14 protein-coding genes and 2 tRNA genes are annotated in these 20,446 nt (G+C 56.4%); 2 read left to right on the forward strand and 14 right to left on the reverse strand.

Annotated elements, in window-relative coordinates; genetic code table 11:
• Window positions 1–10 precede the first annotated feature (10 nt).
• The 4 genes from AT6N2_RS08570 to AT6N2_RS08585 form a co-directional block, all read right to left on the reverse strand.
• Window positions 11–832, reverse strand: coding sequence for a carbohydrate ABC transporter permease (locus AT6N2_RS08570; RefSeq protein ID WP_209085649.1), 822 nt, complete (start codon window positions 830–832; stop codon window positions 11–13).
• Window positions 832–1,758, reverse strand: a complete 927-nt coding sequence (locus tag AT6N2_RS08575) for a carbohydrate ABC transporter permease (RefSeq protein ID WP_209085652.1) — start codon at window positions 1,756–1,758, stop codon at window positions 832–834. Before AT6N2_RS08575 ends, AT6N2_RS08570 begins: the two co-directional genes overlap by 1 nt.
• The gene (locus tag AT6N2_RS08580; protein WP_186376699.1) at window positions 1,755–2,900 is read right to left on the reverse strand and encodes an ABC transporter ATP-binding protein; all 1,146 of its coding nucleotides are present in this window, start codon (window positions 2,898–2,900) and stop codon (window positions 1,755–1,757) included. The genes AT6N2_RS08575 and AT6N2_RS08580 overlap by 4 nt, the downstream gene beginning before the upstream one ends.
• A 534-nt stretch (window positions 2,901–3,434) precedes the next feature.
• Window positions 3,435–3,538 (reverse strand) — tRNA-OTHER (locus tag AT6N2_RS08585).
• Window positions 3,539–3,751: 213 nt separating this feature from the next.
• Here AT6N2_RS08585 and AT6N2_RS08590 point away from each other — a divergent pair.
• A complete protein-coding gene (locus AT6N2_RS08590) occupies window positions 3,752–5,584 on the forward strand; it encodes an NACHT domain-containing protein (protein ID WP_209085655.1) in 1,833 nt (610 codons plus the stop codon).
• A 124-nt stretch (window positions 5,585–5,708) separates the two neighbouring features.
• Here AT6N2_RS08590 and AT6N2_RS08595 read toward each other — a convergent pair whose 3' ends face one another.
• The gene (locus tag AT6N2_RS08595; protein ID WP_209085658.1) at window positions 5,709–6,245 is read right to left on the reverse strand and encodes a recombinase family protein; all 537 of its coding nucleotides are present in this window, start codon (window positions 6,243–6,245) and stop codon (window positions 5,709–5,711) included.
• 698 nt (window positions 6,246–6,943) lie between these two features.
• Between AT6N2_RS08595 and AT6N2_RS08600 the strand changes: the two genes are divergently transcribed.
• Window positions 6,944–7,390 (forward strand): DUF6998 domain-containing protein, encoded by a 447-nt coding sequence (locus tag AT6N2_RS08600; RefSeq protein ID WP_209085661.1) that lies wholly within the window; start codon window positions 6,944–6,946, stop codon window positions 7,388–7,390.
• A gap of 174 nt (window positions 7,391–7,564) precedes the next feature.
• Here the strand turns inward: AT6N2_RS08600 and AT6N2_RS08605 are convergent, their stop codons facing one another.
• The 9 genes from AT6N2_RS08605 to AT6N2_RS08645 form a co-directional block, all read right to left on the reverse strand.
• Window positions 7,565–8,092, reverse strand: a complete 528-nt coding sequence (locus AT6N2_RS08605) for a virion core protein, T7 gp14 family (protein WP_209085664.1) — start codon at window positions 8,090–8,092, stop codon at window positions 7,565–7,567.
• 770 nt (window positions 8,093–8,862) lie between these two features.
• Window positions 8,863–9,417, reverse strand: coding sequence for a ribonuclease H family protein (locus AT6N2_RS08610; RefSeq protein WP_209085667.1), 555 nt, complete (start codon window positions 9,415–9,417; stop codon window positions 8,863–8,865).
• 113 nt (window positions 9,418–9,530) lie between these two features.
• A complete protein-coding gene (locus AT6N2_RS08615) occupies window positions 9,531–13,310 on the reverse strand; it encodes a hypothetical protein (RefSeq protein ID WP_209085669.1) in 3,780 nt (1,259 codons plus the stop codon).
• 230 nt (window positions 13,311–13,540) lie between these two features.
• Entirely contained in the window at window positions 13,541–13,774 is a 234-nt protein-coding gene (locus AT6N2_RS08620; RefSeq protein ID WP_425292724.1) for a BRO-N domain-containing protein, read from the reverse strand.
• A 342-nt stretch (window positions 13,775–14,116) separates the two neighbouring features.
• Window positions 14,117–14,374 carry a hypothetical protein gene (locus AT6N2_RS08625; protein ID WP_209085682.1) on the reverse strand — a complete coding sequence of 86 codons (258 nt, stop codon included), beginning with the start codon at window positions 14,372–14,374 and terminating at the stop codon, window positions 14,117–14,119.
• 153 nt (window positions 14,375–14,527) lie between these two features.
• Window positions 14,528–16,153: a DUF6538 domain-containing protein gene (locus AT6N2_RS08630; RefSeq protein ID WP_209085684.1), complete on the reverse strand. Its 1,626-nt coding sequence runs from the start codon at window positions 16,151–16,153 to the stop codon at window positions 14,528–14,530.
• Between the two features lie 80 nt (window positions 16,154–16,233).
• Window positions 16,234–16,310: transfer RNA gene (locus AT6N2_RS08635), tRNA-Arg, on the reverse strand.
• 217 nt (window positions 16,311–16,527) lie between these two features.
• On the reverse strand, window positions 16,528–17,946 hold the full coding sequence (locus AT6N2_RS08640; RefSeq protein ID WP_209089646.1) for an ATP-binding protein: 1,419 nt from the start codon (window positions 17,944–17,946) through the stop codon (window positions 16,528–16,530).
• A 235-nt stretch (window positions 17,947–18,181) separates the two neighbouring features.
• Window positions 18,182–20,221, reverse strand: coding sequence for a methyl-accepting chemotaxis protein (locus AT6N2_RS08645; protein WP_144576028.1), 2,040 nt, complete (start codon window positions 20,219–20,221; stop codon window positions 18,182–18,184).
• Window positions 20,222–20,446: the final 225 nt, after the last annotated feature.

Genomic DNA, 20,446 nt, shown 5'->3' on the forward strand with positions numbered 1-20,446 from the left:
CTGAACGACGTCACTTGACGCCGGTCATGGTAATACCGGCGATGAAGTGCCGCCGTGCGAGGAGGAAGCACAGCACCATCGGCGCGGTAATCAGTGTGGCGCCCGCCATCAGCGCACCGTAATTGGCGCCGGATTCGACATCGGCGAAAAGCATCATGCCAAGCGGCGGCGGGGCGAGATTGGTGTCGGAAATGACGATCATCGGCCAGTAGAGATCGTTCCAGTGGGCAACGAGCGAAAAGATCGAGAAAGCCGCGAGCGACGGTAGTGAACCGCGAAGCACCAGCCCCCAGCAGATTTCCATTTCCGAAAAACCGTCCATGCGGGCAGCCTCGATGATTTCATCGGGGTAGCTGCGGAAGGACTGGTTGAACAGGAAGATGGCGAAAACCGAAAGGAAGAACGGCATCATCATCGCGAAGTAGGTGTTCAAAAGTTGCGTCTTGGCCAGCCCGACGAAGAGCGGCAACGCCAGCGCCTGGATGGGAACGCAGAGTGCTGCAATGACGAGGCTCAGTAGCAGCTTGCGGCCGGGGAAGCGGAGCTTTGCCAGAGCATAGGCCGTGGGAACCGAGGTCAGGATCTGCACGACGAGAATGCCGCCGCAGACGATGACGCCGTTCAGCATGAAGCGCGCCATCGGCACCTGCCCTGCCGCCCGGGCATAGTTATCGACAGCGTCGAACTTTTGCGGAACCGGCCACAGGGAGACGTCGAATATTTCAGCAGGCGAGCGGATCGAGGTCAGCGCCATCCAATAGAACGGCAGGAGCATTACGAAAGCACCGAGCGCAAGCACGAGATGCGGGAGATATTTGCGGAACGCGGCCATCAGTAATGCACCTTCCGGTCCATATGCAGCGTCTGGCCGATAGACAGGATCAGCACGATCGCGAGGAAGATGGTCGTCAGCGCAGCGGCATAACCGGTGTTGGAATATTCGAAACCTTCAAGATAAAGATCGTAGAGCAGGGTCTCGGAACCGGAGCGGCCCTTGGTCAGCACGGCGACCGTCTCGAACACCTTGAAGGCGGAGATGGAGGTGGTAACGACCACAAACATGGTCGTCGGCCCCAGCATCGGCCATGTGACGGTTAAAAACCGGTCGATCGGGTTCCTGGCGCCATCCAGCCGCGCCGCCTCATGCAGATCCTTCGAAATGGCCGTGAGGCCGGCAAGGAACAGCACCATGTTGAAGCCCAGAACCTGCCAGACGCCCATCAGCGCCATGGTTGGGATTAGGAGAACGGGGTTGGAGAGAAACGCGACCGGTTCGAAACCGAACCACTTGATTGCCGCGTTCACCGGCCCAAGGGACGGGTGCAGCAGGAACTGCCAAACCGTTGCCATGGCGACGAGCGTTGCGGTGACGGGAAGGAAATAGGCCACTTCCCAGAAAGCGCGGCTGCGTTTGCGGTTATAAACAAGCAAAGCCGCGCCGAGTGCGAGAAACACGCCGAAGGGAATGACGATGAGCGCATAGATGGCGGTATTCACCAGCGCACGCAGGAAAACCGGGTCCTGAAATGCCTTGATGAAGTTGCCCAGACCGACAAAGCGGGTGGAGAGCGAACCCAGCTGGTAGTCGGTGACAGAAAAAGCGGCCAGAACGACCATCGGGGCAATATAGATCGCGAAGAGCAGCAGGCTTGCGGGTGCGGCAAACATCAGGCCGCGCCAGATCATCCGCCGGTCTGCCTTTGACTGCCGCGGGCGCGCCTTCGTGCGCGCAGCCGAGGAGAAATCAACCGCCGTCATGCCGGCACCCGTTCGCGCACTATCACCTTGCGACGCAGGCCATCGGCTGCGAAAAGATGCGCACGATCCGGCGCAAAGCCGAGAGTCAAAACGCCATTGGCGTCGGCACCCAACGCCTCGCCCGCCCCCTGCCGCAAGGTGACGGCGACAGTCTCGTCGTTCAGCAGGCGGCAGCTCACGTAACGGTCGGCGCCGTGCGTTTCGCTGCGCACCACACGCACGGCGAAGCCCTCCGTGCCCGGACGCAAATCTTCGGCGCGAAGGCCGAGCGTCGCCGGGCCGGCATCGCGGCCCGCACCCTCCAGGCCGAGATCGCGTCCAAACGCCGTGACCTTACCCTGCGTATCGATTTCGACCGGTAGCAGGTTGATCGATGGTGTGCCGATGAAGCGGGCGACGGTCAGTGTGGCGGGCTTGCGATAAAGCTCGTCCGGCGTGCCCAGCTGTTCGATGCGGCCTTCCGACATCAAGGCGATGCGGTCGGACATGGTCATGGCTTCGATCTGGTCGTGAGTGACATAGATGAAGGTTGCCCCGAGCCGGCGATGCAGGCCCGCCAGTTCCTCACGCATGTGGGCGCGGAGCTTGGCGTCGAGGTTGGAAAGCGGCTCATCCATCAGGAAGGCTGCGGGCGAACGCACCAGCGCCCGCGCAAGCGCCACACGCTGGCGCTGGCCACCGGAAAGCTGCGCCGGCTTGCGATCCAGCAAATGCGCGATCTGCAGCGTCTCGGCCGCCTGCTCAACGGCCGCATCGATCTGCTTCAATGTTTCTGCCGGCGCTGCGAACCGCCCCACCAGCGGCAGGCGGGCCGCCAAGGGCAGACGCCGCATGCGCAACGGCGTCGCAATATTCTGGCGCACGCTCATATGCGGATAAAGCGCATAGGACTGGAACACCATCGCGAGATTACGATCGCTGGGATCGATGTCGGTCACATCCTGTCCACCGATCGAGATCGAACCGCGATCCGGTGATTCCAGACCTGCGATGATGCGCAGCAGCGTGGACTTGCCGCAGCCCGACATGCCGACGAGGGACAAAAACTCTCCCGGACGGATGGAGAGGTCGATCTCTTTCAGAACATCGTCAGCGCCAAAGCCCTTGCCGATTCCCGAAAGCTCAAGTGATTGTGGCGTCATTCTGCGCTCCTTTTCTGGAGCGCATATGCTGTTGTTGTGTGACAGGATGACGAAGGTTTGCGGAAAGTTCGATGACACTCGAAAGCCCGACAATCCCGGGCCATAGGAAAACGTTACGGTATAGACCTCCGCCTAAAACCACTAATATTGAGGGGGGTATTCGGATGTCTTTTCAGCACGCTTTGACCGGCTGAAAACCGGGTCGGCGGAACTAAAACTCTCCGGCGGGGAGAGTCAGACGAGCTCAAGCCTTGGCAAGCTCTCTCGCCTTCGCCATGCCACGCCAGATCAGCGGCGAGAGACGCGCGTCGCTTTCAGCAATCGAGCATTTAGACATCTTGCCCGTTGCAAAGATGGTTTTCACGTTGCGCCATCTGATGAGCGTAGGACTTCAACATATATTCGCTATGTTCGAAATTCATTCAGCGTTGCGAAGCTTCGCCGCGAATACGGGCGGAACACCATTTGAAGATACGCGTCGGCGCACGACAACCAGTGTCGTCGTCTCGGAAGCTTATTTTAAGGAAAAAGAAATGGCGCACCCGAAGAGATTCGAACTCTCTAACGGTAACGCAAAAAACCTTATTTTGCGGGTTCTTTTTAGCCGCCGCTGCGACCTATGTGTACCAATTGCGTGCTCCTGTCAACGACAGACGTCTATACGTATGCTCATCAACGCTCGTGACACTGTGTTCATTTAACGGGTTCAGGACAAACTGCGGTTATCCACTTCGAAAAAAAATTGAATGATTTACCAGGTCGCATCACCGTGCTTTACATAAGTTGAGTACGATGTATCGAAACAACCAAACCTAGCCATTCAATTCAAAACGCGACGAAATGGAAATCCGATGAATACGTTACCTCCTGGCGCTATAGCCGCAGGGGCACAGCTCGCTAGAGAAGTTCTGACCTATCTGAAAAATCTCGGGCAAAAAGAAGCCGCAAAGCTTTCCGTAGACATCGAATATGGTTTCAGGAAATTTCTTGAGAGAAATTATAGGCAATATTCAAAAATAAAAACACTACTGAACTCCGGGGCTCCAGTTTCACTTGAAGCTACTTTCGAGTCCCCTCACTTAAAAATCGATGATAAAATATTTAATGAAGACGACTTCCTGGGATTACTGGAAAGAGACAGATTTTTTATCATTACAGGACTGGGTGGCTCAGGAAAATCGGTATTCCTGAAACATTTGTTCATACGTTACTACAACGAGGCACGCGAACGCATCCCGTTTTTCGTAGAATTGAGAAATGTTCCAAAAAACCTCTCTTTGATCCAATACCTTCACCAGCTTCTCAAATCGGTGTGCCCGCAGTTTGACACGGATTTGTTCGAATACGCGCTGCGTACGGGAAAGTTTCTATTCCTTTTGGATGGCTTTGATGAAGTAGACTACGATATTCGAAAGGGAATGGCTCAGGAGATAATCGATCTAACATATTCATTTGGCGACAATCTTGTAGTTACCACAAGTAGACCCGACGAAATATTTCAATCATGGAATGAGTTTTTTGTCGCTGAGATGCAGGGCTTTACTAGAAATCAGGCGTTATCTCTAGTAAAAAAGCTTAAATATGATAAAACAACGAAATCAGATTTTCTAAAGTTGATTAAAGACGGCGGACTTTATAGCACGCACGGCTCGTACCTATCAAACCCATTACTTTGTAACATTATGCTCCTTACTTTTGGACAAGGCGCTGAGATACCTCAAAAGATGCATTTGTTCTTTGGGCAGACTTTTGATGTCCTATTTTATCGTCACGACGCAACAAAAGGCACCGCGTTTAGACGTAAGTTTCAAACGACGTTCTCGGTCGACGATTTCAGGGCAACGTTAGCAGCTTTTAGCGCTTTTTCATATATGGATCATGGACCGAGCATGAAGCGCGCCCCTGCCTTGGATTCGGCAAATAAAGCCATGAAGTACTGCCGAAGCAATGAAAAGGCAGAGGACTTTTTGACGGACCTGTGTTCTTCAATCTCGATGTTGATTAAAGAGGGCGATAATTACAGCTACGTCCACAGATCATTCCAGGAATACTTCTTCGCAGTTTTCCTGGCTTCTCGAGACCTTGATGATTGGGGCAATGTTGTCGAACAAATCGTCAAGAAGAAGCCTAACGATTCTGTAGTCCAGCTTCTATCGGATATAAATCGTGACCGATTTGAACAGGAATTCCTTGCTCCGCGAATATCATCTCTTGCCTCTGATCTTAGGGCTATAGATGTCGATAAAAATCCCGCAAAGGCCTTTTTGTTATTTTACCTAGACATGTCCGTCAGCAAAAGCGCTGATTCCAGAAATTCGATATCATGGACCGTAGGTCGAAACGATGATTTTCCGAAATGGTACTACCTCGCTCGTTTTATAAGGAGCGACGATGCCTATGAAAGGCTCCGCGCTTTCGATTGGCACTCGCACGTCATCGCCCACAATAAAAACCATACCCATAACAAATCAACACAAACGGTCACTCTTCGGGATATCACGAACGAGGCCTTCTATGGCACACCTATGATTGTGTACTTACAAGGCCTGAAAGACGACGCTTTAGCACTAGATGAATCACTTAAAAACAGCGCACAAACAAAGCAAAAGCTCTTCTCGAACGTTCTATTTGGCACCAAGGCAAACAGAACAAGAAACACAAAAACAAAACGCGACAGAACCTAGGAACAGCCTCTTTTTGAGCGCGCTGATTTACTCGATACAAAGAGCGGACCCTGAGCGCGCTCCAAAAAAACAGATGCGTAGCCCGTGGCACAGGCCGACTCGAAACGGCTCGGTACGTCGCGCTTCACCCGATAATGCGATAAACTGTGGATCGAGCTACATTGAAATTTTTTGCCACTGACGTTGGGGTATCTCCAGAGGCTATCGCTGCCTTGATTGCGTTTCCATCGACGGTTATGGGGCGACCTTTGTATCGTCCCTCATTTTTCGCCTTCGCGATACCCTCAAGCTGACGCTCTCTCCTTAGGTCCGTTTCAAACTCAGCAATGGCACCCAGCATGTTGAACATAAGGCGTCCCGTGGGCGTCGTGGTGTCGATGCTCTGTTCCGTTGCGATCAAGTCTACGCCCTTAGCCTGTAACTCTTGCGCGATTGCGTGTAGGTCAGGCACCGAGCGAGCAAGGCGATCAAGTCGGGTAACAACCAAGGCATCCCCCTTCCGAGCAAAGCGGATGGCCTCAGCGAGCTTTATGCGGCCTTCGCGGGTGGTCCCACTTGCCTTGTCGATGAAGACCTCCTCAACACCATGGCGGGTGAGGATATCTACCTGAGCGGTTTCATTTTGGCCGGTGGAAGATACGCGGGCATAGCCGATTTTCATGAGACACCTTTTGTCCGATAATATCTAAGACGAAATAGGAATATCGTCCGATAATTCGGATGTCAATTCATATCGAACACTTTTCCGACCGATTTGTATGTCCGACATCGGTATACCTTATCGGACAACGGCTGAGACATTAGAAAACCATCAGCCTCTTCGCTAGTTCTCTCCCGGCCTTGGTCAGGTGTATCTCCGGCGACCTAGCGCCAGTAGGGCCGCACCGCTGTTCCAAAAGGCCAAGCCCCGGTTTCCCGTGGCGGTCATGCTTGCCGAGGGCATACACGTTCCGTGAGACTGACGACTGGCTAATGCCAATAAGGTCCGGTAGGTCACACTGGAGAACTCCCGGGCGCATTGCCACGGCCAAGAATACCGAGACCATGTGTATCGGCATATCGGCGCGAAACTCCCGCAGTACCTCTATGCGGTCGCTTAGGGTCCGCAATGCACTCACGCGCTTGGGTGTCTTCCGTCTCTCAATCGCTAGTTCCATATGGTCTCCCTTTGCACGTCATGAAGATGCCGGAAGGAATGCCAAGGTCAAGACTTGATCTTCATCGAGAGGAAGCCTAGCCGCGCACGTGCATCCGCCCGAGCTATTCCGTGCGTCCGTGGGGGCACGGGGGACCACGCGCAAGCATTTCTATCGATTGCCGCCTCGGATTTTTTCGGCAAAATAGTTGCGTGGAAAGAACATGATTGGGGGTCCTGTGACGAGGCATAAGTTACCCGAAGAAATCCGCGCACTAATTCATGCAAGGAATATGCTGCGCAACAGGTTCAAACATCACGATCTTAGTTTCACACTCGACGGCAATCTTGTAGGCGACTTGGGTGAAGCTGTGGCCGCTGAGCTTTTCGGTCTCAAGTTGGTGCCCACTCGGGCGTTTAAAGCCGTCGATGCATACGATACCGAAAACCGTTCTGTTCAAATCAAAGCATCAGGTCGGGGTAAGACGTTTGCCTTCACCCACTCTGAATTATGCGCGGACAGACTTATCGCGCTCATCTTCGACTATGAAAATGAAGAGGTTGAAGTGGTCTATGATGGCGAGTACCGCGCAGCGATCAGCCGCCTACCTGATACCTGGGATGGCCAAAAATCGGTTTCGGTTCACTTCCTACGGACTCTGAAAAGATGAGCCTGAGGGAGGTTTAGGGTCACCTATTCAGCTCACATGTGGTCTTGGCTTTGCAGGATAAGATACGTATCTTTGTGTGCGGTAGCGGTGGCTACCACCGGGCCTCATTACGCTAGAGGGGGCTGAAACACGAGGGTCGCGGTGATCGAGACTGCGGCCCTCATCCCTCCACCGTCAGGGCTTCTTGGGTTTCCCATAACGATTATAGCTATCCAGCCCGACACCGCCAATCTTGAGCGCAGCAGCAAACGGGCTGGGGCCGGTTGCCCACGGCATGGAGTTGATGCGGTCCTGGGCTTTCGCCCTGAGACCGTCCATCTCCCTCGTAAGATTCGCGGTGGTGAAACCTGAGTTCTGGCTGATGCGGTCCTTGGCGGTCGCCTCCTTACCGTAAACGTCCGCAAGCAGAGCATCGACCGAGAGGCCGGATACACCAGCTTCCCCGGCTGCTGCCATGGTGGTGGCTCGGGCTGCTCGGGCTTCGCGGGAAATGTCCTGCTTCTGGACAGCCGCTGCATCCTCTTCCTGAATTTGCCGCGTCTGCACGTCAGCATATTCTCGGACTAGGTTTGCATTCGCTGCGCGTTGGTTTTCTCGGACCATGGCGTTCTGAGCTGCTGCGGCCTGTTTCTCGCCCGCATAGCCGATAGCAGTTTGTGCAGCTCCCAGCGCCGTGGCAACGAGGGCTAGTGGGTTACACATTGATCAATCCTGATTTTGAAAGCTTCTTGGAGATTGTGGCCGAGAGGTCCACAGGTGATGTTACCGAAGTCGAAACCACACAGCCGCAGCATCCGTTTCCGAGTGTGGTCTCGGCTATCCATGAGGCTCGATAGGATGGGATATTTTCCATGGAAAGTTTCCACGTAATGGCGGGCTGTTACGGTCAAGCGCCCCACGTCGATGTCCAAATCATCGACCGCCAGAAACCATAGGTTTCCCACGGTGCTGTCTTGGGGATACGGCACGGTCCCGAACATGACTGCTGGTCGCCCTTGGTCATCCAAGGCGGTCAGACAAATGTCGGAATGTCGGAGACCACGGGTGAGGCTGACTTCGGCGGAAGGCGATGCGCATGCTACGAGACTTTCGAGGTCGGCCTTGCGGAGCCTTGGGGCGAGATAGGTAACGTCATCGGGAACGGATGGCCGGACCTCGAGGCGGGCCGGTGATGGCGGTGGTTTGCGTTTCACGGAAATGTCCTTGCGGGTGTCGCATACAGAAAGCCGCTCCTCAAAGATGAGGTGGCGCTGTTGGGGTATGGTGATGATGATGGAGAAGCGGACAGGACGCCGGGGGATATGGGCAACCATAGGTGAACATGAGGATGCCAGAAGTTACACCTAGGTGTTACCTATGATTATCCTGTTATAATTATCCTATGAATAAATATCCTAGGTTTTAAATAAGAGAGACCATATCTCCTCCTATGGGGAGTGGTAATCGATTGTCTCCTTATTCGGTCTCGAAAATCACGGTCTCGGAAAGAACCAATCCGGATGTTCTTTCCTGATCGACAACCGCCCTTGTGGGGAATGTTCCGCTGCTGCTGCATTCGCCAGAGTGTCAGCCATCTCATTGAGACGATGACCGGAATGGCCAAGCACTTTCTCCCAATAGATGGTCTTCCCAGCGCAGGCAGAATCAAGCCGTTCCCATAGTTCCCTGTTTTTTACCCAGCCGCTAGACGATCTCCAGCCCTTGGCCTTCCACTGAGGCAAATAGAGCGTGAAACCTTTCAGCACGTATTCGCTATCGGTTTGAATGATGATCGGCGTCTCTGGCTCCCGGATGCTCTCCACGGCCATGATGACTGCTGTCATCTCCATCCGGTTGTTGGTGCTTTCCAGCTCTTCCGAGCGGGCTGCATTGGGTGCCTGCTGGAGAAGCTGTTCACCGTCCCAAAGCTGCTTAATGTAACCCCAGCCACCGGGGCCGGGATTGGGGATGGCAGCGCCATCGGTAGCGATAATGTAGTGCCTGCCGATCTTGATGGCGGCGAGGTCGATATCGGGGTTTGTGGTCATGCTGTTTCCATCGGTTGTTGATCGCGGATGAGCGCTGGAAAAAGAAAACCCCCGGCCCGTGAGGACCGAGGGGAAGATTGCCAGAGGCAACGAAGGTCATGTGATTGGTGACTTCACCGCCCAGTACCGCGAGACCATTCTGGTAGCGGGCTGATGAACGTCGAGAGAAGTTGGGCGACACCGTTGAGGTTCTGGAACGGCAGCACCCGCGCCAAAGCTCGGGCGTCTTGCTGTGAGAACCGCTTGCCGTGCAATTGCTTGCCAGCCACACTCAAGGCATCAAGACCGGACTGCGCGAGATCGGCAGAGGGGTTACCGAAGATCGCATCAGCGCCCATCGCTGTGGAGCGGGCGTCGAACAGCGGGTTTTCCTTCTCGCGGAACCGTGCTGCAACCGTGTCCACAGCTACCGGCATAAGGGTTGCCCAAGAACCGTTCTGAACGCCAGCAGCGGCAATGCTGCCGAGCGACAAACGCTTCTCCAAATACTCCTCCCGGTCACTGCGGCCCACCGAGTTGGCATAGGTCCGCATCATGTAACTCATGGAGGCAGCAAAGGAGGTTGTGATGAACGCCGTGGCTGTCGTGGCGTCTCGGAAGTTGAACCCCTGTAGCGTCTGCTTAGTGTAAGCCGCCAGTACGAAGGAACGGAACTGGAGGAACGTCCGAGCCAAGGGATGAGACATCCACATGGCCATCTGGCCGATGTCGTTCTCCTGAATGATGGAGCGGCTCAGACGGAACGCAGCGAACTCGAAGTTTGCCACGGCCTCCTGATCTGCCCACTTGGAGAAGTTCATCGACTTGAGCCGACCATCCTTGAACGTAGCGTGGTTGCGGATGTTGTCATAGATGGCCTCCACCCTGCGCTGATCGAGGTTAAGCGCGGCCAGTCGCCGGGGGTTCATCGTCGTCTTTCCTTGGGCCATCAAAGCGAACTTGTTCATGATCGCCCTGCCCGTCCATCGCTGGAGCGCGGTGTTTACCGGAGCCATGCCGGACATTGCGGAGACCGCACGTTTTCCGGCTTGAAGACCATCATCCAACTTCTGGAGCATCGGGTTATTAAAGGCATCCAAGGGGTTGTCGAAGATATCCTCCCTCCGATGGGTCGAGTGGCGAACCCAGTCGGCACCGACACCCGTCATCTCTTCCCATTCGCGAGCTAGGGCATCGTCCAACATCCCAGTTTTGGCATTACGCCACATTGCTCGAAACGAGGGAACGTTGGTGAAGGAGGCTTTGAGGCCGAGCTGGGAAACCGTGTTCATGGTCTCCGACAACTGCGCAAAGCCCACCTGCCCCATCACGCGGATGAAGTTATAGTCTCTGGCCATCCGAAGGAACTGGCTCCATCTCGACCCCTCGTTCCAAGTGGGCTTCCCGACGATGGTGTTATAGACCCAGTTGAGGCGCTCAATGTCCTCCTTGGTGGTGGCTTGGATGCCCTTCTGGTCACCCACGTCACGCACCTTGTCCATCAGGGTTTGCCACTCGCCATCCGAGGTGACGCCTTTGACGAAGTGTTCATCGGACATGTCACCGGCCTGCCACTTCGGGTTCCTGATCTCCATGCGAGCCATGGCGATACGCCCCGACATTTGCCGGGAATAGGACCGCATGAGCGTGTCTGCATCGTTGACGAACAGGTCCGAGATGCGGACGAACTGTGCCCCCGGCTGGCCGTTGGAATAAGGGAGCATGAGGCCGAAGTTCTCATCGTAGAACATCCGGCTTTTCCCGTGGCGGCTGGCACCGTCCTTCTTCCCCGGCTTCATGTGACTGACAACCGCGTCGATGTCGGCTTCGGAAAGATCGGTGTCCCGAGTGAGGTTTGCCTTGAGAGCATCAAGGTCTTCCCCGGAGAACACACGGGACATTCCCTGTAGCTCACCAGCAGAAAGCGAGTGGAGCTTCCTGATGTAATTCGAGGCGAACTTGTTGGCCAGCTCCTCGCTGATCTCGTCATTCACCTCACGCATGGCACGGGCCACCAAGCCCGAGAGGGTCTTATGTCCGAACTTGGTGAGGTGTTCCTGAATAGAGCCGAGGTCGAAGATGCGGGGGACATAGAAGTCGTTCCGCGTCATCCCCTCGAAACCCCGAACGGGACGCAAGGTGCGACCATCGATTAAGCCGGGGTTCGCTGCGGTCTCGGCATAGGTTCCCAAGACATCCCGGAGGACAGCGCCTTGGGCCTTCACGGCGGGGTCGTATTCCACCATCAGGTCGCGATCTCGGACGAACGCTGTCACCTGCCGATGAAACTCATCGCGGCTGACTTCCGGGTTCCGCTCCTTGAACTGCTTCCAGTTGGCTTGATTGGATGCCGCCCAGCGAGCCTCGGCGCGTTGATGGAGGAGTGCTTGGACTTCCGAGGCGCCAATGGGGGTGAGGCCGGTTCTGTTACGGGCACCGTCCTCAACGATCACGTTGCCGATCATGGAGGTGAGATCGTTATCGGAACTCTTGAGCGAATAGGCGCTGTCATATCGGGCACCACCAGCGTGAAAAACATCGGGCCTCTCGGCATCACGGACGATATCCGCAGTGTCCATCCTGAGGGGTTCCCTTGGGTTCACCTGCATCGCACCCGTGGTTGAACCACCGGGCGGAGACAAGGCTGTCCCGTTCTGCATGTTCCTGCCAATCTGCTGGAGCTGCTGAGCTTCTTCACGGGTGGCTGGGTTTCTCGCAAGGGCACCGAAGGCACCCCCAAGGAGCATGCCGGTTCCCACCCCCCACCAGAGATCAGCGCTCTCGGCGGTCGGCTTGTTCGCATAGATGATGCCTTCGGAAACAGCAGCACCAGCGCCACCCTCGGCAGCAGTCAAAGCAACCCGCCCGATCTTTCCGAACCTTGCGGCCATCGCAGCCGGTGCACCGGCACCCATGGAAGCAACAGAGATACCAGCCGCAGCGGCCCAAGCCAGAGGGTCAGTTACACCCGCCGCCACCCGGAGGCCAACACCGCCCCATCCCATAGAGGACAGGCGCTGCTCGGCTTCGAGCTGCTTCATGAGAGAGGTCCGCATACCCTCGGCGTGGACCAGAGATTGAGCATCTGCAAAGCGGTCCCAGTATTGCTCAGGGATGCCCTTGGTCAGCTCCTCGGTAAGCTTCTGGTCCAGCCGGAAGTTTGGGTCGGGCTTGGCCTCCGGTCGGTCCTGCCAGACGGCAGAAAGCGACCAGTCCGTGTTTACCGCATCCTTCACGCCCTGCCAGAGCGATACATCCGGCATTGCATCCTCACGCGCCTGCGCTGCCTCTCGATCTTCCTGCATGGTTGTCGGAAGCATTGGCTGAGTAGCGTCCATGACGGACACGGTGTTCTCGGGTTGGCCTAGAGTGTACTTGGATTGCGGCTGGTCGGGGCCGGGGTTTGAGAAGGTGAGCCGCGTGGGTTCCCGGCTGGCCGAAGAAGAGGTGGCTGGGGCACGATTATAAGCTTCACGGAGCCATTGGGCGGCGTTGTCACCGTTCCCATCTGCTCCCCATACTCCGGGGTTGCCATAGCCGATATGCATGGAACCCGGCTGCATGTACCCCTGCCCCGCGCCGAAGCCGGTCACGCCAGCACCTCGGGCGCGCTGGACGATCTCTTGGAAAAGCGGAACGTCAGAGGGGTTCGACCAGTCGAGCTTTCTGCCGTTTTGATAGAAGAAGACATCGGCGGCACTGCCATGGTCGTGGCGAACGGAACCGGTGCGCTGGCCTTTACCTGCCTTTGCTTCTTCCTTGGTTACCTGCCCGCCGCTGAACACTTCCATCTCGACCCCCATGTCCTCAAGGAACCCAAGGGCGCTGACGAGATCGCCGCTGATCGGAAGGTTACGCTTTGCGCCACGGTTGGCGTACCGCAGCCACGAGGGCGCGCTGTTGCTGTTTGACATAGGTGGTCCTTCTTCCGGCAACAAGCTTGTGCCGAAGTATGAGGGGTGAGACCGGAAGTCCGGTGATGAAATGAAAAAAGCCACCGCCAGCTTTCGTGGAGAAAACCGAGGGTGGCCCGAGGACGCTCAATCATTGGCAGATGGAGCGGATTTGCGTTGTGAGAACTACTATGGTGAGGGCATTCATAAGCGGCCACAACTCACTGATGGCGCGAAATACGTCTTGTGATTTATCCCCCTAGCTGAGAATATTTGAAGCGCTCCAAGGAGGGAATTTGGAGCCATTGCGGCATGCCAGCCCCATCATCGGCCTTGGCCGTGTCCGGCGCCTCTTCATTGAGGAGATAGCCGCCTGTCTTGCGGATGGCTGGGAGAACGTCACGGGTTACCCAATCTTGAAACTTGCGAGCCTCAGGTTTGTCCGAGCGCATGATGAGTTTGTAGAGGCCGCTTTCGGAGATCAACCAGCACTTACCCCCTCGAACCCCACCGTTAGGGAGTGGGGTAAGTCTCTTCTCATGATCACGTAGCGCTGTCAGATGTCGAGTCACACCCTTGAACATAAACAGACCGAGGGCGTTGGCAGCGTTAGGCCCGTGGTCACACCATAAAGGACGCGGTTGACATCAGAGGCGGCGAACCACGGCTCCCCTGAGATCGTGAGAGTGGCTTGAGCCATACCCCTGCCGGACCCCTCAACCAGATTTAGGGAATGGGCTGGCGTTCATCACTGTCGAGCTTCTTCGTGTTGCGTTGAAAAGAAAAAGGCCACCAGAGGTGACCTTCAAAATCTCAGTGGTACGACATCAGGCAGACTGCCTGACCTGATCGACAAGGCGCTCCGCCCGTTCTGCCCTGTCCAGCGCTTGACCGAGGTGATTGCGCGCTTGGGAGTACCTCTGCTTAAAAGCTCTGGTTTCTCCACGGCTCTTCCGTCCTTGGTTTTTCAGGAACTCCACATTGTACTTCTCAAGGGCAAGCGCGGCTTCCAGCTCGGTAATGCGTTTGGTGAGAGCTTCGACGGCTTCATTATGCGTGTCGTTGCTGGTGATGATGTTGCGCATGAAAAATGTTCCCTGATAAGCGCTGCACCTTCCGCAATGTTCGGAAGGCGTGGAAGCGAAGCCCCCAAGAAGGACCACGGGAATGGCAAAGGTGAGCGGGCGTGAGGATGCCAGCCGCGCCTATGGTTGCCCCGTGGTTATTCCTTGGGGCTTCTAGGCGGTCTTGATCTCGATGGAAGGGAGTTTGCAAATCTCACGAAACAGGGCGCTCGGCTCAAACTCGCCGTAGTTATTTCCCTGCGTTGGCAGGCTGTGTCCGCAAATAGCGTCAAGGTAGACGTTATCTATGCCAGCGGTGCGGCCCTTGGATTTAAACCAGTGTCTCCAAGCGTGGTTAGGTCCGATACGGGGGTCGGTTACCTTGGCCACTGCTCGCACCCATTCTCCGAGTATCTGAACGGTCTGAACCCACGGCTGTGCCGACTTGAGGCTACCGTTGAAAAACAGCGGCCCGTTCTTTGCCTTGCCCGCAAACTGCCATAGCCCCTGCTCCAATAGATGGGGATGCAACGGCACATGCCGGAACTGCCCGGTTTTGATGGTTCCAGCGTCCGGCAGCAAAGCTATGCACTTCACGCCATCTACCTCGATAAAGTCCTGTTTTCGGAGCTGGCAGACTTCCCCTGCCCGTGCGCCCGTATACGCGCATATCCACGGCACCCAGCGCATCGCGGTTCGGTTGATCTCGGAGTAATTATTCTCGGCCGTGAGGGCAGATAGGGAACAGCGGAGGATGGCTTGGGCTTCTTCGATATAGAAGCTCTTGGGACGGCTCTGCTTTTTTGCTGGACCTTCCAACAAAAGGCCGGCAGCCGGGTTGGATTTGACGAGCTTTCCACCCTGAGCAGTCATGCCATAGGCATAAACTGTGCTGATGGCGGCACGATAAGCTTTGATGAAGGTGTCGTGCGTTACAGCGCCGCTAGCCATCAGGTCACCATGCCAGCGCACGATGTCAGCATCAGATAGACGTTCAGCGTCATCATGGCCGAGATAGGCAACAAGCTGCGAAATGATTCCCCTGTACCTGCTAATCGTCTGAGGCCTAGGCGCTTTTAATCTGCTGGACCAACCGTCCAACAAGTTCGTTATCGTTACGCCGGTGTAAGACGGGGCCACTGAGGGACCGGAAACCGCCATTTCAAAGGACGGGAAACGCTCTGCCGTGGTGTCTGCGCTAAAGTCACCGGATGCGCGCTTATGCAGCAGAGCAGCGACATCACCCGCAGCGCGATCAAATTCGACCAAGAGACGCTGATATGTGTGTTGTGTTACCGTGAGGTGGCGCTGAGCCAACGCCCCATCCACCCACGAACTGAGGCGACTATGTAGCGCCCCGGCTGGGTCTATCATCAAGGCAGCACGGGGAGACTTGGAAGCTATGACGCTATCGGCTTGGCGCTCCTGCCTGCGCAACAGCCATTGCCCTGCCTCACCGGGGTCGTCCTCAAGCGCGCGCCGAATAACGTGATACATTTCCCCCGAAAGGGCTACAATTTGCTTGAGCGTGAGCGACACAGGTCCGCTCTCAAAACTCAACCAGATTCGATCAAACTCCGACTGGGCCTCCAGAGCGAATCGTTTGGCGTCCGCTGGGAGCTTAGTGCGTAGGGAGACTTTTATCTCATCGCCAATCGTTGGATGAGAAGGGTAGCCGTCAATCGTAACGGTAACGGCTCTCCCCTTGGCTACCGACTTCAACCGCGCTGGAACCCGCTGGCGATACCAATAAACGCCTGTAGCAGGATGCTTAAACGGGGAAGGCATAGAAAGGACCATGTGTGCCACCTTTGTGTATCAAAAGCGGCGGGAGAAACATCAGCAAAATCAGATTGTTGTTTTCCATCAAATAGATGAAATGGCGCACCCGAAGAGATTCGAACTCCTGACCCCCAGATTCGTAGTCTGGTGCTCTATCCAGCTGAGCTACGGGTGCGTGCCGTTCCGGTCGTTTCCGGTGGCGTGGCGATCCTCTAAAACGTCCTCATGGCGAATGCAAGCGATTTCGTTTGGAAATTGTCATTTTTCCGCAGCAATTCGCGTATCACATTGATTTCGTTAAGAATTCCATACGGATCATTTTTTGTGAACCTGACGGAGCCTGGATTCCGTTAGCGATAATGGGTTTTCGAACCTGATTTAGCGCCGGTTTTTCAGGCCGTTCTGGCAGCCTGTACGGAGGCGGTGCGGTCGGCGATTTCGATGCGGAACTGGGTGCCTGGACCCGGCTTTTCAACGAGCGCAATGGTGCCGCCATGGGCAAGCACCAGCTCGCGGGCAATGACGAGGCCAAGGCCGGTGCCGCCTGATCGGGCCGAACCCCGGAAAGCGGAAAACAGGTTTTCCCTCGCCTTGCGCGGCATCCCCGGCCCGTTGTCGTCGATGACGATGCTGACGACGTCGCCGGCCCGCTGTGCGGAAATGGAGAGATGCCTTGCCGCGGTGCTGGTCGTATCGGATTGCAATGCCTGAACCGCGTTGCGACAGAGATTGTGGATGACGCGGAAAAGCTGTTCGGAGTCCGCATCGATCGTGAGATCGGCGGGCACGCTGTCATGAAACTCAATGCCGCTCTCATCGTCCAGCGCCAGGATATCGCGCACGTCCCGCACAAGAAGGCTCAACTGCACCATCTTGCGTTTCGGCGCGCCCTCGGTCGCCTGTCCATAAGCCAGAACCTCACCGGTATAGGCAACGGCGCGGTCAATGGTGCGCAACAGCTTCGGCGCGAAACTTCTCACCATGGGGTCCTTGGCATCGACAAGGCGGTCAGACATAAGCTGCGCGGAGGACAGGATGTTGCGCATGTCATGGTTGATCTTCGATACGGCAAGACCAAGATCGGCGAGGTTCTTCTGCTGGCGAAGCGTCCTTTGCAGCTGGGTCTGCATGTCGGCGAGATGGCGACCAGCGACGGACAATTCGTCAGCCCCTTCGTCCGGCACGAAAATCCGCTCAGGATTACCGGGATCTTCCGAAAAGTTCTGCATGCCAAGCGTCAACCGGCGTATCGGCCGGATCATGATGCGATTGATGGAGACGAAGATCAGACCGGCCGTGATGAGCGACAGGACGATGGAAATCAGAAAGACATTCCTGGCGTAAGCAAGCATCGCCGCCCGTAGCTTGTTTTCGCCCAACACGAGTTCGATAATGGTGTCGCTGTCGCCCACCACGTCAAAGACGCGGATGACGCGATTGCCGCCGAACAACAGCGTGGAGAAAGCATCCCGTACGGCTGCGATCTGGGAAACGTCAGAAAGATCGTATTGGTCATCGACGGCGGGCGGGGTTTCCGCCGCCGCCAGCAGGCGCGACGTGCCGTCCTTACGCAGGGCAATAAGCTTCGCCCCCGTTGCCATCAGCGTATCGTTCTGCACGCTTCGCGGCAGTTCCGCCTGCAGGCCGTCGATGACCGCCCCTGCGGCCGCAGCCGTGTTCAGCCGGTCCCGCAGCCAGGAGAGACGCATATTGGCGACGGAAGGCACAAAGATCAGCACTTCGGCGATCATCACGAAAATGACCGTGAGCAGCAGCAGGCGTCCGGAAAGACCGGCGGTCAATCCCGGCATCGTATGCGCCGGATCGTCTTGCGTGCGGTCCAAGCTGTCTACGCCTTTAGAAAACACCGGGCCATGGTCCTGTCTGCGTGCCGCTTTCGCGTTAAACGGCTCGGTTTATATGCAGCGATGATAATAGGACCTAATGCATCTTTTTCCAATGCACTGCAAAATAAACGTTCCCCACACGCAAAAACAAACGCCGCCCGGCAGGGGCGGCGTTTCAGTACAAACGAAATAGTCGTCTTTAGAACTCCTGCCAGTTACCCTGGGCGGCGGGCGCGGCGTTCATCGCGCGGCTGACGCTGTTCATCAGCTTGCGGGCCGGAGACGCAACAGCGGCTGTCCGCCCGGAAACTGCGACCGGTCCGGCAGGTGCCATCTTCGGCCTTGGAGCCGGCTCCATGCGCTGATTGCGTGGCGCATTCTCGGCACCCACATTAAACCGGGTCACAAGCGTCACAAGATGATCCGCCTCGCTGCTCAGCTTATGGGTCGCAGCCGAGGTTTCCTCCACCATCGCGGCGTTGCGCTGCGTCACCTGATCCATCTGGTTGATGGCGGTGTTGACTTCGTGCAGACCGGTGGACTGTTCTCTGGCGGCTGTCGCGATCGAATGGATGTGCTCGTTGATGGCGAGGACACGGGTCTCGATCTCACTCAAGGCGCTACCGGTTCTCTGGACCAGCGACACGCCGCGGCCGACCTCTTCGCCGGATTTGGTGATCAGTGCCTTGATATCCTTTGCAGCCGTTGCGGACCGTTGCGCCAGTTCGCGCACCTCCTGAGCGACGACGGCGAACCCCTTGCCGGCCTCGCCTGCACGGGCGGCTTCCACACCGGCATTCAACGCCAGAAGATTGGTCTGAAAGGCGATCTCGTCAATGACATTGATGATCTGGCTGATTTCGCGCGAGGCGTGTTCGATGCGATCCATCGCGGATACCGCATCGCGCACGACGCTGGCAGATTCTTCCGTTTTCTGTTTGGTTTCGGCGACCATGGCGCTGGCTTCCTGCGCACGGTCGGTAGAGTTGCGCACGACGGCGGTGATTTCATCCAGTGCGGCAGAGGTTTCTTCCAATGCTGCGGCCTGCTGCTCCGTGCGCTTCGACAGATCATCAGCCGCAGAGCGCAATTCGCCGGCATTGCCGCTGATTCCCTCCGTGCTGCCACGTACCTCGCGCATGGTCTCGCGCAGCTTGTTCATCGTCTGGTTGACGTTGTCCTGAAGTTCGCCGAACACGCCGCGGAATTCACCCTCCATGCGTTCCGTCAGGTCGCCGCGCGCCAGACATTCGATGACACGACTGGTTTCGGACACGCCATTATGAACGCCGGTGAGTAGCGAATTGATGGTCGCTGCGAAGCGGTTGAGGTTTTCATCGCCATAATCCTTATTGATGCGGCGGCTGAAATCGCCCTGAGCGGCGGCGTCGACAACAACGGCCATACCGGCCTGCAGGTCGTCGCTCTTGGCGCGCATGGCGGTCTCCTGCGCATTCATGCGGCGCACCTCGCGGCCGTTCTTCTTGAAGATCTCGACGGCTGCCGCCATCTCGCCGATTTCGTCATTGCGGCCGAGATAGGGAACGTCAACATCCAGATTTCCGTCGGCAACCTTATTCATCACCTGCGAAACCCGACGGATGGGCGCGCTGAGCTGCCGCGTTCCAATGTAGACACCGAAGGCGGCACCGGCACCCACGCCGGCAACCGTGACCGCAACGATCACCCAGAATATGGAGGTGCTGAACGTATCCACGCCGGCCTTCACGACTTCCAGTTCGGCAATATCGTTTTTCACGACACTGTCGATCTCGGCCTGATAAGCTTTACGGTTGGCGCGGTTCGCTTCGTTATTGCCCTGCTGGCTGGCGGCCTGCGGCCCGTTTTCCTTCGCGAGCCGAACGGTCTCGAGACGGAAGGCCCGGAATTCTTTCGACCGGCCAACAAGCTTGTCAAAGCTTGCCTGTTGTTCTGCCGGCACGAGCGGTGCCCAACTGGTAATGAGCTTCTCCATGGCATCGAGGTTCTTGACCATGCCATCGGCAAAGGGGGTGGCTGCTGCGACATCGGCTGCCGCATAGACGCCGCGCGCCTCCATGACGACCGCGGTAACAAGACGGTTCAGGGCTTCGCCCTTGTAGGCCCTTTCGGCTGCCTCCTCGAAATGGTGCGACCGAACCCAGAATTCGTTGATCGCATAGATGGACAGCCCGCCGATGGTGCAGGCCACAAGGCTCATCAGTCCGACGAGAAGATTGATACGACCGCGAATTCTCAATTTCGTTCCCCCAACAAAACCAGCCACGCTATGGAAATGGGCAGCCGGCATAACTTTCGCGTCCCAAGATTTATCAATGGGGCATTAAGAAAGAATTTCGGAATTTACCGATTGGCCATCAGATTCAACCATTGTGGGCCGCAGATGACAGGAATTGCGGTCGCTTTTCCGCAAAAGGTGAAGGGCGAAAACCCCTTCGGCAATTGACTTTGCTCGGCCTATGCC

Source organism: Agrobacterium tumefaciens (assembly GCF_017726655.1).
In the GTDB taxonomy this organism is placed as follows: Bacteria; Pseudomonadota; Alphaproteobacteria; order Rhizobiales; family Rhizobiaceae; genus Agrobacterium; species Agrobacterium tumefaciens_B.

Excerpts from the sequence above, each read along its gene's own strand:
- AT6N2_RS08625 (WP_209085682.1), bottom strand. The coding sequence starts at position 14,374 with ATGCGCAACATCATCACCAGCAACGACACGCATAATGAAGCCGTCGAA.
- AT6N2_RS08570 (WP_209085649.1), bottom strand. The coding sequence starts at position 832 with ATGGCCGCGTTCCGCAAATATCTCCCGCATCTCGTGCTTGCGCTCGGT.
- AT6N2_RS08610 (WP_209085667.1), bottom strand. The coding sequence starts at position 9,417 with ATGACCACAAACCCCGATATCGACCTCGCCGCCATCAAGATCGGCAGG.
- AT6N2_RS08595 (WP_209085658.1), bottom strand. The coding sequence starts at position 6,245 with ATGAAAATCGGCTATGCCCGCGTATCTTCCACCGGCCAAAATGAAACC.
- AT6N2_RS08590 (WP_209085655.1), top strand. The coding sequence starts at position 3,752 with ATGAATACGTTACCTCCTGGCGCTATAGCCGCAGGGGCACAGCTCGCT.
- AT6N2_RS08630 (WP_209085684.1), bottom strand. The coding sequence starts at position 16,153 with ATGGTCCTTTCTATGCCTTCCCCGTTTAAGCATCCTGCTACAGGCGTT.
- AT6N2_RS08600 (WP_209085661.1), top strand. The coding sequence starts at position 6,944 with ATGATTGGGGGTCCTGTGACGAGGCATAAGTTACCCGAAGAAATCCGC.
- AT6N2_RS08615 (WP_209085669.1), bottom strand. The coding sequence starts at position 13,310 with ATGTCAAACAGCAACAGCGCGCCCTCGTGGCTGCGGTACGCCAACCGT.
- AT6N2_RS08605 (WP_209085664.1), bottom strand. The coding sequence starts at position 8,092 with ATGTGTAACCCACTAGCCCTCGTTGCCACGGCGCTGGGAGCTGCACAA.
- AT6N2_RS08580 (WP_186376699.1), bottom strand. The coding sequence starts at position 2,900 with ATGACGCCACAATCACTTGAGCTTTCGGGAATCGGCAAGGGCTTTGGC.
- AT6N2_RS08640 (WP_209089646.1), bottom strand. The coding sequence starts at position 17,946 with ATGCCGGGATTGACCGCCGGTCTTTCCGGACGCCTGCTGCTGCTCACG.
- AT6N2_RS08575 (WP_209085652.1), bottom strand. The coding sequence starts at position 1,758 with ATGACGGCGGTTGATTTCTCCTCGGCTGCGCGCACGAAGGCGCGCCCG.